Source organism: Uruburuella suis (assembly GCF_022870845.1).
Taxonomy (GTDB): Bacteria; Pseudomonadota; Gammaproteobacteria; order Burkholderiales; family Neisseriaceae; genus Neisseria; species Neisseria suis.
Genome location: NZ_CP091507.1, coordinates 409,562 through 421,464, shown reverse-complemented (window position 1 = coordinate 421,464; position 11,903 = coordinate 409,562). Strand labels below are relative to the sequence as shown.

Annotated in this window: 10 protein-coding genes; all 10 read left to right on the top strand. The window is 52.8% G+C overall.

Going from position 1 to position 11,903, the window contains the following annotated elements:
- Window positions 1-7 precede the first annotated feature (7 nt).
- The 10 genes from LVJ78_RS01870 (at window position 8) to LVJ78_RS01825 (ending at window position 11,841) form a co-directional block, all read left to right on the top strand.
- A complete protein-coding gene (locus LVJ78_RS01870; RefSeq protein WP_132954188.1) occupies window positions 8-1,276 on the top strand; it encodes an O-antigen ligase family protein in 1,269 nt (422 codons plus the stop codon).
- Between the two features lie 4 nt (window positions 1,277-1,280).
- Window positions 1,281-2,351: a glycosyltransferase family 4 protein gene (locus tag LVJ78_RS01865; RefSeq protein WP_132954189.1), complete on the top strand. Its 1,071-nt coding sequence runs from the start codon at window positions 1,281-1,283 to the stop codon at window positions 2,349-2,351.
- An 11-nt stretch (window positions 2,352-2,362) separates the two neighbouring features.
- Window positions 2,363-3,535: a glycosyltransferase gene (locus LVJ78_RS01860; protein WP_132954190.1), complete on the top strand. Its 1,173-nt coding sequence runs from the start codon at window positions 2,363-2,365 to the stop codon at window positions 3,533-3,535.
- Complete coding sequence (locus LVJ78_RS01855) at window positions 3,528-4,139, top strand: sugar transferase (RefSeq protein ID WP_132954191.1); 612 nt, start codon at window positions 3,528-3,530, stop codon at window positions 4,137-4,139. The genes LVJ78_RS01860 and LVJ78_RS01855 overlap by 8 nt, the downstream gene beginning before the upstream one ends.
- A 120-nt stretch (window positions 4,140-4,259) precedes the next feature.
- A complete protein-coding gene (locus LVJ78_RS01850) occupies window positions 4,260-4,934 on the top strand; it encodes an HAD family hydrolase (protein ID WP_132954192.1) in 675 nt (224 codons plus the stop codon).
- Window positions 4,928-6,103, top strand: coding sequence for a DegT/DnrJ/EryC1/StrS family aminotransferase (locus LVJ78_RS01845; RefSeq protein WP_132954193.1), 1,176 nt, complete (start codon window positions 4,928-4,930; stop codon window positions 6,101-6,103). Before LVJ78_RS01850 ends, LVJ78_RS01845 begins: the two co-directional genes overlap by 7 nt.
- Window positions 6,104-6,128: 25 nt before the next feature.
- A complete protein-coding gene (locus LVJ78_RS01840; RefSeq protein ID WP_132954194.1) occupies window positions 6,129-8,030 on the top strand; it encodes a polysaccharide biosynthesis protein in 1,902 nt (633 codons plus the stop codon).
- A 41-nt stretch (window positions 8,031-8,071) separates the two neighbouring features.
- Entirely contained in the window at window positions 8,072-9,202 is a 1,131-nt protein-coding gene (locus LVJ78_RS01835; RefSeq protein ID WP_132954212.1) for a polysaccharide export protein, read from the top strand.
- 15 nt (window positions 9,203-9,217) lie between these two features.
- Window positions 9,218-9,664: an arsenate reductase/protein-tyrosine-phosphatase family protein gene (locus tag LVJ78_RS01830; protein WP_132954195.1), complete on the top strand. Its 447-nt coding sequence runs from the start codon at window positions 9,218-9,220 to the stop codon at window positions 9,662-9,664.
- Window positions 9,665-9,684: 20 nt separating this feature from the next.
- Entirely contained in the window at window positions 9,685-11,841 is a 2,157-nt protein-coding gene (locus LVJ78_RS01825; protein ID WP_132954196.1) for a polysaccharide biosynthesis tyrosine autokinase, read from the top strand.
- Window positions 11,842-11,903: the final 62 nt, after the last annotated feature.

The window sequence follows — 11,903 nt, the reverse complement described above, 5'->3', positions numbered from 1 at the left end:
CCCAAACGTGAAAATTAAAAGCTCAACCCTTTATATCTCGCTGGTTTACGGCATGCTAATCGCATTCATGATCGGCCCCACGCTGTCTTATCGAGTGGGGATACCGCGTATCGACAACCCGATGGCATTGCTGTTTATTCTATCCACAATAGTCATTTTTTTATGCGAGAAAAAAGGTTTCCCTAAAAAAATAATCTACGCTTTGCTGCCGCTCTCTCTGATGAGCGGTTGGGGGCTTTTGCACCTTTTTATCTCACCCATCAGCGCCACTTTATTTGCCGATTTGATGTTGTTTGCTATTTTGCCATGCTTTTTTTATATGCTTTTTTTAATCATAAGCAGGCATCCGCACAAATTAAAATTTATCCAAACCTTTCTTTTTTGCTTCACCTGCTTCATTACGCTTCCCTCCATCATCGAATTAGCAACCGGATTTCAGTTTGTGTTTGCCGATGAGGCGCTTTCCTTGGATACCGGCACACTGAAAGGCCTTTTTTTCAATCCGAATAATTTGGCCACTGCGGCTTTATGCATCACCCCGGCCATCTTGTTTTTCTTTCAGCTTTGCGGCAACACCACCAAAAGCACACTCACCGGCTGGGCTTTATTTACCCTCTTAGGTGCCGTTATTTTTGCCAGCGCCTCGCGCACCGCCATTTTGCTTTACTTATTGTTGTTGATATTTTTTCTGGTATACCGGCAAAACGGGCTGGCAACGGTGGTTTCACTTGCCTCAGCTGCGCTTATTTTGGCGATGATTCCACCCTCCATCATCCAAAATTTTTTACTCTCCCTGAACACTAATGAATTTTTAGAGCGCTTTTCCTCGCGGCTTTATCTGTTTTTATACGATTTTGGCAGCGACAATTCCGTTTCTTACCGTCAGGAAATCTATCATTATTTTTGGAATAACCCGCCTTTTCTCTATACAGGTTACGGCCCGAGAAATTTTTATGAATATTTTGGCGGGCATCTGAGCAGCAGCTTGGGCTTCACAAACCCCCACGCTTTCATCATTGAACTTTATCTTGCTTTCGGCATCATTGCTTTACTGAGCTTCACTGCCTACATCGCAGTTTATTCACTCACCTGCATAAGCGCTCAAGGCTTGTCCTCCAAGGCTCGTTTTATTGCCCTGTTCAGCATGATTATTTTTTTGGTTGCCGGCTTCATACCATCAACCATCATGCGGATGCCGTTTATATGGCTGCCCGGCTTTTTAATTTTTATTTATGTAATATGCAACAACACTCAGCGTGACAAAACTTTGGAATAAATCTATGAAAATCATTCTTACCTCTTCAATGAGCGGCCTGGGCGGCACAGAAAATGCCACATTCCGTTTAGGCAGATTACTGCGCCAATACGGCCATGATGTGATATTGGCTTCTTCAGACGGCCCCCTGATTGCAGAAGCACAAGATTTGGGCATCCGATGGCAAGCCATAGATTTCTATCAAGGCGGCACGCTCGGCTATCTCAAAGGCATGGCCGCCTATACTAAATTATTACGCGCAGAAAAGCCCGATGTCATACACTGCCAAATGGCCCGTATTGTGCCGGCCTGTGCCATCAGCGCGAAAATCGCCTCTCCGAAAACCAAAGTGTTTTACCATGCTCGCGGTCTGGATCCGGAAACCTACCCGAAAATCGCCAAATTATTCGACAAACTCGGTGTATACATTATCGGCAACTGCAAGCACGAGCGTGAAAAATTGATTCGCCACGGCTTTCCCGCCAACCGCATCAGCTACACCTACAACGCCTTGCACAAACCCGATTATGTGCCCGAGAAAGCAGAAAAAGATTATCTGATGCTGGGCACGCTTTCACGTTTGGACAAAGTGCGCGCCGTGCACCTAATGCTACCCATATTCAAAACCCTGCTTGACCGCGGCCTGCCGCTGCGTCTTTCCGTGGCCGGCATCGGCGAAGAGATGGACAACCTTAAAGCTCAAGCCGCTGATTTGGGCATTGCCGACAAAGTGGTTTTTCTGGGGGGCGTACGCGATTTGACTACTTATTTCAAGGATGTGGATATTTTGGTGAACACGCCCAATTGTGCCGGCGATCATGGCGCAGGCGTGGGCAACAATATTCTCGAAGCCGGCCTTTACGACACGCCGGTGGTTACCTACGACATGGCGGGCATTTCCGAAATGGTGATAAACGGCCAAACCGGCTATTGCATTGCACTGGGGCATGCCGATGAATTTGCCGATGCCGTTGAAACCTTGGCAAACGATAAAGCTTTGCGCGAAAAACTGGGCAAAGCACTTCATCAGCACGTTGCCACGCTTTGTTCCGATGAAGAAATCTACCGCACCACCATGGCCGCCTATAATATGTAACGGATAAGCAGATGAACATCACCATTGTTGCCCCTTATTGCTCGCTGCCCAATGAGCCGCACTTCAACCGCTTTTGGTATTTGGCCGAGCTTTTGAGCCAATCGCATGATGTTTTGCTGATTACCAGCAACTTCAAGCATTACGATAAATCGTTCAGACGGCCTGAAGATGCCGAAGCTGCTTCCAAAGGCCGTCTGAAAGTCAAGCTGATGAACGAGAGCGGCTATTCGAAAAACGTGTCGCTCGCGCGCTTGAAAAGCCATGATGTGTTTGTGAAAGATTTCGAGCAATGGCTGCAAAGCTGCCGCCCGGGTGAGCAAGATGTGGTGTTTTCCGCTTATCCCCTGATTGCCACCAATCTTCTTTTGGGCAAACACAAAGCACGGCTGGGCTATAAGCTGATTATCGATGTGCAAGACGTGTGGCCGGAATCGTTTTCCGCCGTGCTGCCCGTGCTGAAAAAAATTCCGCATAACCTGCTGCCCTTTGCCGGCCGCGCCAATGCCGCCTATCGCGCCGCCGATGCGCTGGTGGCCGTGTCGCAAACCTATCTTGACCGCGCACACGAAGCCAACCCCAATGCGCCCGGCGAAGTGGTGTATATCGGCGCCGATTTCGACACGCTCGAGCGCGTGAGCGCCAAAACTTTTTCAGATGGCCTTACCCACTTCTTTTATCTGGGCACGCTAAGCTTCAGCTACGATGTAGAAACCGTATGCAAAGGCGTGCAAAAGCTTTTGGATGCCGGCGAAAAAGTGGCCTTGCACATCATGGGCGGCGGCCCCGACTTGGAAAAGCTCAAAGCCTATGCGAATGAATCGATTATTTTTTACGGCTATGTACCGTATGCCGAAATGATTGCCACCGCCAAAGGCTGCGATATTGCGGTCAACCCGATTCATTCCTATGCCATGCAGTCGATTACCAACAAATTATCCGATTATATGGCCTTGCAAAAACCGATTCTCAACAGCCAGGTGAATGATGAAGTGGCCGAAGTGCTCACCTTGCTGCCGCACGCCGATTACCCCTCCGGCGATGTAGACGGCTTCGTGGCCGCCGCCCGCCGTATTTTGCAGCAGCGAAACGGGCCGGTGCAATCGGAAGAAATCGTGCGCCGCTTCAAACGCGATGTGGCCTATCAAAAAATCATCACCCTGATTGAGAAACTTGCCCATGAATAATATGTTGAAACGTTTATTGGATATTCTGGCCTCTGCCGCCGGATTATTGCTGCTCTCACCGGTGTTTTTGCTGCTGATTTATCTGATCCGCAAAAACCTCGGCGCGCCGGTGTTTTTCACCCAAATCCGGCCGGGGCAAAACGGCAAGCCTTTCAAAATGGTGAAATTCCGCTCCATGCGCGATGCGGTGGATGCAAATGGGCAGGCTCTGCCCGACAACGAGCGGCTCACGCCGTTTGGCCGCAAGCTGCGCGCCAGCAGCCTGGATGAGCTGCCCGAATTGTGGAATGTATTAAAAGGCGACATGAGCCTTGTCGGCCCCCGTCCTTTGCTGATGCAATATCTGCCGCTCTACAACGATTTCCAGCGCCGCCGCAACGAAGTGAAGCCCGGCATCACCGGCTGGGCGCAGGTAAACGGTCGCAATGCGCTTTCATGGGATGAAAAATTCAAGCTCGATGTGTGGTATGTTGATCACCACAATCTTTGGCTTGACATTAAAATTTTGCTGCTAACCGTAAAAAAAGTCTTTATCAAAGAAGGTATTTCCGCGCAAAACGATGCCACCATGCCTTTTTTCACAGGAAACGATGATGAAAAATAATATGATTTCTGCCATGCATACAACTCATCAGCACCCCTGCATCAAGAAATCGTCTTTTGCCCGCCAATGGAAAAACAATTTGCTTATCCCCCGCAATAACGCGAAAGCATGGAGGCAGCAATGAACACGCCGATTCGCGCCGATGAAAGCGTGATTGTGTTTGATTTGGACGACACGCTTTATGCCGAATTCGACTATAAAGTATCCGGTATCAAAGCCGTGTGCCGCCAAGTGGCCGAGCTTTATCCGCAATGCGACAAGCAGGCATTGCTCTCTTCCCTCAATATGCAGGGCAACAGCTGGCTGGATGATTTGTGCGATTATTGCCATTTTAACGATTCGGAAAAAGCCGCACTATTGTGGCAATACCGTTTGCACACGCCCGATATCCGGCCTTATATGCCGTCTGAAAAGCTGAAGAAGCTTATCCGCCAATTTGCCGGCAGCGCCCTGATCACCGATGGGCGCAGCCTCACCCAACGCTTGAAACTTTCCGCCTTGGGGCTGGCCGACTGCTTTGAGCATGTGTTGGTTTCCGAAGCCTTCGCCTCGGAAAAACCGCAGCCCGAGCGCTTTGTGTTTGTAGAAGAAAAATATCCGGCCAAAACCTGGATTTATATCGGCGACAACATCAAAAAAGATTTTGTCACCCCCAACCGCAGAGGCTGGCGCACCATAGGCCTGCGTGCTGCACCGCACAATATCCACCGGCACGAGGCCGCCGATTTCCCCGACGACCATCAGCCGCATCACTGGATCAACCATTTAGAAGAAATCAAGGATTTGCTATGTTAAACACTTCATTGTCTCCGTGGCCGAGCTTCACCCAAGAAGAAGCCGATGCCGTATCGCGCGTATTGCTTTCCAACAAAGTCAACTACTGGACCGGCCAAGAATGCCGCGAATTTGAAAAAGAATTTGCCGCGTTTGCCGGCACCGAATACGCCGTGGCGCTGGCCAACGGCACGCTGGCGCTGGATGTGGCGCTCAAAGCCATGGATATCGGCGCGGGCGATGATGTGATCGTCACCTCACGCACCTTTTTGGCCTCTGCCTCCGCCATTGTCACCGCCGGCGCCAATCCGGTGTTTGCCGATGTGGATCTCAACAGCCAAAACATCAGCGCCGACACCATTCAAGCGGCCTTAACCCCCACCACCAAAGCCATTATCGTGGTGCATCTGGCCGGCATGCCCGCTGAGATGGATGCCATTATGGCGTTGGCCGAAAAACATAAGCTGTGGGTGATTGAAGATTGCGCCCAAGCGCACGGTGCCCGCTATAAAGGCCGCCCCGTCGGCTCCATCGGCCATGTGGGCGCTTGGTCGTTTTGCCAAGACAAAATCATGACTACCGGCGGCGAAGGCGGCATGGTCACCACCAACGATAAAGCATTGTGGTTGAAAATGTGGGCTTATAAAGACCACGGCAAAAGCTACGATGCCGTTTACCACCGCGAACACGCACCGGGTTTTCGCTGGTTGCACGAGAGCTTCGGCACCAACTGGCGCATGATGGAAATGCAGGCCGTCATCGGCCGCATCCAGCTCAAACGCATGCCGGACTGGACGGCCAAGCGCCAAGCCAACGCCGCCAAGCTCGCCCAAAGCCTGGGCAAATTCGCCTGCATCCGCCTGGTGGACGTGCCCGATTATATCGAACACGCGCAATACAAATTCTATGCTTTTGTAAACCCAGGCCGTCTGAAAGCCGGTTGGACGCGCGACCGCATCGTGGATGAATTAAACGCGCTCAAAGTGCCCTGCTATCAAGGCAGCTGCTCGGAGGTGTATCTCGAAAAAGCCTTCGACAACACGCCGTGGCGGCCGCAACAGCGCCTGAAAAATGCCGTGGAATTGGGCGACACCAGCCTGATGTTTTTGGTGCACCCCACCCTCACCGAAGCGGAAATCGCTTTTTGCTGCCAACACATCGAAACCGTTTTAACCCAAGCCTGCGCCTGAGCACAGGCTGATCGGAATACCCGACATGAATTTGGATTCTTTACTCGCCCTGCCACGCAACATCAAAAAAATCATCTTCGTAATACACGATGTGGCGGTGATTTTCGTGGCTTTTTGGTTTGCCCAAAATCTGAAAGCCAGCTATTCGCAAGAATGGGCCGAGCCGGCCAACTGGCTGGCTTTTGCCGCCACGGCCGTATTGACCATTCTGGTGTTTACCCGTTTGGGGCTTTACCGCGCCGTCACCCGCTATGTGAGCACCAAAGTGCTCACCACGGCGGTGCTGGGCAGCGCCATTTCCGGCGTGCTGTTTTTCCTCAGCGTGCTGCTGTTTGAGCAGCGCCTGCGCCTGGCCTTGCCGGTGGCTTATTTTCTGATGCTGGTGGTGTTGATTGCCGGCTCGCGCATCATGCTGCGCACCATGCTCACCAACCGCCACCGCAAGCAGATGATTCCGGTGATTATCTACGGCGCCGGCCAATCCGGCCGCCAACTGCTGGAAGCCATCAAGCAGGTGAGCGAATACAACGCCGTGGCCTTTGTAGACGACAACACCGCCATCCAGCGCATGGTGATTTACGATTTACCGGTGCACAAGCCTGCCGAAATCGGCAACCTCATCAACCGCTACGGCGTGGAAAAAATCCTGCTCGCCATTCCGAGCGCCAGCACCGAAGTGCGCAAAAACATCATCCACCAACTCGAAGCTTATCCTTGCGAAGTGCTCACCATTCCGGGCATGAAAGATTTGGTCGACGGCAAAATCAGCGCCAGCTCGCTGAAAAAAGTTTCGGTGGTTGATTTGCTCGGCCGCGATCCCGTTGCCCCGCGCCCCGAGCTGATGGCGGCAGACATCAGCGGCAAAGTGGTGATGGTTACCGGCGCGGGCGGCTCCATCGGCTCTGAATTGTGCCGCCAAATTATCCGCAGCCGGCCGGCCAAACTTATTCTATTTGAATTATCAGAGTTTTCACTCTACAGTATCGACAAAGAGCTGCGCGATTTTCAGACGGCCTCAGGCACGGCTATCGAAGTATTGCCCATCCTCGGCTCGGTGCAGCACCGCAAGCGCCTGTTTACCATTATGCAGGCTTTCGGCGTACAAACCGTTTACCATGCCGCCGCCTACAAACATGTGCCGATGGTGGAATTCAACACCATCGAAGGCGTGCGCAACAATATTTACGGCACGATGTTTTGCGCCCAAGCCGCCATCGATGCCCGTGTGGAAACGTTTGTGCTGATTTCCACCGATAAAGCCGTGCGCCCCACCAACACCATGGGCGCCAGCAAGCGCATGGCCGAATTGGTGCTGCAGGCGCTCGCCGCCGAGCCCGGGCAGAGCACCCGCTTTTGCATGGTGCGTTTCGGCAATGTGCTGGGCTCATCCGGCTCCGTGGTGCCAGTGTTTGAGCAGCAAATCGCCGCCGGCGGCCCGGTAACGCTCACCCACGCCGACATCACCCGCTACTTCATGACCATCCCCGAAGCGGCGCAGCTCGTGATTCAGGCCGGCGCCATGGGCAAAGGCGGCGATGTGTTTGTGCTCGATATGGGCGATTCGGTGAAAATCATCGATTTGGCCAAACAAATGATCCGCTTGAGCGGCCTCGAAGTGAAAGATAGCGGCCACCCCGAGGGCGATATCGAAATCCAAGTTACCGGCTTGCGCCCCGGCGAAAAATTATATGAGGAACTCTTGATCGGCGATGAGGTTCAAAAGACCACTCATCCGCGCATCATGACCGCCAGTGAAGTGATGCTTCCGTGGAATGTGCTTTCTGACATAATCACCCGCATGGATGAAGCCTGCCGTCAATCCGACCAACTGACCCTGCGCCGGCTGCTGCTGGAAGCGCCCACCGGATTCGCACCTAAAGACGACATTTGCGATTTAGTCTGGCAACAAAACCACCAGGCCGTCTGAAAGGTTTCAGACGGCCGCAGCAAGAGAGATTTCCTGTGAAACTGAAAAAACTGACTGCCATCAGCTTATCGCTGCTTGCCTTTACCGCCGGCTGCACAGTGATTCCCGGCTCGGGCTTGTCCACCAGCAACAAAACCATCGTTTACAACGAAAACGACACCGCTGAAAATACCACGCTCGACAGCCGGGTAAATGTTTATCCCATCACTCTGAGCCTGGTGCAGAGCATGCGCCAGCCGCAACGTTTTGCCCAGCCCAATGCCGGCCTGAGCGCACAAAAATCTGAATACCGCTATCGCGTCGGCAGCGGCGATGTGCTCAACGTAACGGTGTGGCACCATCCTGATTTGAATTCCCCTGTGCCCTCTTCCCCCTTGAGCCCGCAAAGCAAACAGGTCAGCAGCGGCACGTGGGTGGATGAAGCAGGCTATCTTGCCTATCCTTTGGCAGGCAAACTTTATGTGCGCGGCAAAACCCTGCCCGAAGTGCAAAACATGCTCACAGGCCGTCTGAAACGCTATATCAAAAACCCACAAGTATCGGTAAACGTTGCCGAATTCCGCTCGCAGCGCGTTTCCATTTCCGGCGCCGTCGGCCAAGCCGGCCAGCTGCCGCTCACCAACGTGCCCATTACCCTGCTCGATGCCCTTGATTTGGCCGGCGGCCTGGCTGAAAACGCCGACACCAACAACATCAAATGGACCCACAACGGCGTGGATCGCACCATTTCCGTACAAGATATTCTCGAATTCGGCGATTTATCGCAAAACCACCTGCTCAGCCACGGCGACATTGTATATGTGCCGACCAATGCCAACAGCAAAGTATATGTGATGGGCGAAGCGGGTAAGCAAGCCGCCTTGCGCATCGGCAACCACGGCCTCAACCTCACCGAAGCCATCGGTGAAGCAGGCGGTATGAATCAGTCCTTGGCCGATGCCACCGGCGTGTTTGTGATCCGCAATGCGCCGCAAGATATTGAAAAACCGATTCATATTTATCAGCTTGACCTGAAAGACGCCACCGCTTACGCATTGGGCAACGAATTCAAGTTGCGCGCCAACGATGTGGTGTATATCACCGCCGCACCGGTTACCCGCTGGAACCGCGTGGTGTCGCAGCTGATCAATTCGTTTACCGGCGCCAACTCGTTGGGCAACACCTTTAACTAAGCGCCCGGACAGGCCATGTATCAAAAGATTTTAATTGTCTGCGTGGGCAATATCTGCCGCTCCCCCACCGGCGAGCGCTTGCTGCAAAAAAAGCTGCCCGGGCACCAAATCGCTTCAGCTGGCATCCGGGCGCTGACAGGCAACGATGCCGATTTCCAAGCCATCAAAACCGCCTTGCGGCACGGCGTGGTGGTTGCCGGACACACTGCCCGCCAACTCACCGTAGACATGTGCCGGCAAGCCGATTTGATTTTGGTGATGGAACCGGGCCATATTGAAGCGGTGGCCGACATTTTACCGGCCGCGCGTAGCAAAACCATGTTGTTTGGCCAGTGGCTGCACAAAAAAAGCATCCCCGACCCCTACCGCCAAAGCGATGATATGTTTGAAGCCGTGTTTGAGCAACTTGAAGAGGCCGCCACACTTTGGGCTGAAAAACTTCTCCAAACCACCGATAGCTGAACCACAGGAACCCTTTCCGTATGTCAACAAAAAATGCTTCCCGAAATCAAAATTCAGTCCAGGGTGAAATCGATTTAAGCCAGCAATTGCGCCGCTTGATCAACCACAAATATCCCATCGCCGCAGCCGTGCTGGCCGGTGCCTTTTTGGGTGCCCTCTACAGCGTTGCCAGCACGCCGGTTTACCGTGCTGATGCCATGTTGGAAATCGAAACCAAGCAAAACCAGATTCTCACCGAAATCAACAGCATGTTCAGCAACGAGCCCTCGCCTTCCGAAGTGGAGATAGAGCTGGTGCAATCCCGGTTGGTGGTGGGCAAAACCGTTGACGATCTGCATTTGGATCAAGTGGTCAAACCCAAATACTTTCCCTTGCTCGGCCGCATGCTGCACAATTTAAGCAGCGATATTGATCCACAACTTACGCTGCACACCTTTACGGTGGAAACTGAATGGCTTAATCAACCCATCATTCTGAAAGCCACCGACAACAAACACTACACGCTTAAGCTGCCGGACGGCACCACCGCTGAAGGCACGGTTGGCCAAGCCTTGAGAATCAACCCGCAAACCACCATCCAAGTCAACCAGATTTTGGCTGAGAGCGGCCAGGAATTCGCGCTCATCAAAAACACCAAGCTTAGCGCCATCCAAAATATCTACAACAACCTTTCCGTCATCAGCAAAGGCAAAACCAGCCCCATCATCAATTTGGGCTACACCGGCACCGAACCTGAAGAAATTCAGCGCACACTCAACAGTATCATCGACAACTACATCAGCCAAAACAAAGACCGCGATATTCAGGTGGCCGCCGCAGGCTTGGCCTTTATCAGCGAAGAATTACCGCGCCTGAAGCGCAATCTGGAAGATGCAGAAAACCGCCTCAACGAATACCGCACCCGCAGCGGCTCGCTGGATATTCCGGTGGAAGCCAAAGGCGCATTGGAAAGCCTGGTGGCCATCGAAACCCAAATCACCGGCTTGAAAACCGAAGAAGCCGGCCTGGCCGAGCTTTATACGCCCGCACATCCCACCTATAAAGCCGTGCTCGACAAGCTCTCCGTATTGAATCAGGCCAAAAATAAAATCAACCGCCAAATTTCGGAATTGCCCAATATCCAGCAAGAAGTGATCCGCCTCACCCGCGATGTCGACACCAATCAGGCTACCTATGTGCAGCTGCTCAATAAGCAGCAAGAGCTCAATATTATGCAGGCCAGCGCACAAGGCAACGTGCGCGTGGTCGATCATGCCATGACCGCCGAGCGCCCCATCAAGCCGCGCAAGGCCATGATCACCCTGCTCTCGGCGCTCACCGCCGGCATGCTGGCTTCAGCTTGGTATTTATTCCGTGGTGCCGTGCGCCGCACCCTCACCTCGCCCGATGAAATCGAAGCCCTGAATTTGGAAGTGTTGGCCATCATTCCCAAATCCGATGCCCAAGCGGAACAAAGCGGCAGCTTGGCCAAGCTGAAAAAGCCCGCACAAGCTGCCGCCAAATATCTGCTGGCTCAAGCCGAGCCGACCGATGTTACCGTGGAAGCCATACGCTCGTTGCGCACCAGCATTTATTTTTCAATTATGGATGCCAAAAACAACATCCTGATGATTTCCGGTGCCACACCTGAAGCCGGGAAATCCTTTATTGCCGCCAACTTGGCCATCGTAATGGCGCAATCGGAAAAGAAAGTGCTGCTGATTGATGCCGATATGCGCAAAGGTTATCTCGACCAATTATTCGAAGCCCCTGCCGAACAAGGCTTGGCTGAAATTCTTTCCGGCCAAATCACCCCATCCCAGGCCATGCAGCCCACGCAAACGCCGAACTTAGACATCATCACCCACGGCACTTTGCCCGACAACCCTTCCGAGCTCTTGATGAGCAACCGTCTGCGCGCCTTGCTCGAATGGGCCAAACCGCGCTACGACCACATCATTATTGACACCCCGCCGGTATTGTCGGTAACCGATGCCACCATCATTGGTCAAATGGCCGGCATCACCTTGTTGGTGGCGCGTTATGAATCCACCACCGCACTCGAGCTCGACAGAAGCGCCGCCAAACTCGTACAAAACAACGTGCCGGTAAAAGGCGTGATTTTCAACGGCTTGGACAGAAATGCGCAAGATGTTTACAGCTATTACGCTTATGCAAAATATGTTCAAAAAACATAACCTTCCGGCTCAAGCAGCGGCAACCGTATACACTGAAACGTAAACGTATGCATGATGAAAAA

Excerpts from the sequence above, each read along its gene's own strand:
- LVJ78_RS01865 (WP_132954189.1), top strand. The coding sequence starts at position 1,281 with ATGAAAATCATTCTTACCTCTTCAATGAGCGGCCTGGGCGGCACAGAA.
- LVJ78_RS01860 (WP_132954190.1), top strand. The coding sequence starts at position 2,363 with ATGAACATCACCATTGTTGCCCCTTATTGCTCGCTGCCCAATGAGCCG.
- LVJ78_RS01855 (WP_132954191.1), top strand. The coding sequence starts at position 3,528 with ATGAATAATATGTTGAAACGTTTATTGGATATTCTGGCCTCTGCCGCC.
- LVJ78_RS01850 (WP_132954192.1), top strand. The coding sequence starts at position 4,260 with ATGAACACGCCGATTCGCGCCGATGAAAGCGTGATTGTGTTTGATTTG.
- LVJ78_RS01845 (WP_132954193.1), top strand. The coding sequence starts at position 4,928 with ATGTTAAACACTTCATTGTCTCCGTGGCCGAGCTTCACCCAAGAAGAA.
- LVJ78_RS01840 (WP_132954194.1), top strand. The coding sequence starts at position 6,129 with ATGAATTTGGATTCTTTACTCGCCCTGCCACGCAACATCAAAAAAATC.
- LVJ78_RS01830 (WP_132954195.1), top strand. The coding sequence starts at position 9,218 with ATGTATCAAAAGATTTTAATTGTCTGCGTGGGCAATATCTGCCGCTCC.
- LVJ78_RS01825 (WP_132954196.1), top strand. The coding sequence starts at position 9,685 with ATGTCAACAAAAAATGCTTCCCGAAATCAAAATTCAGTCCAGGGTGAA.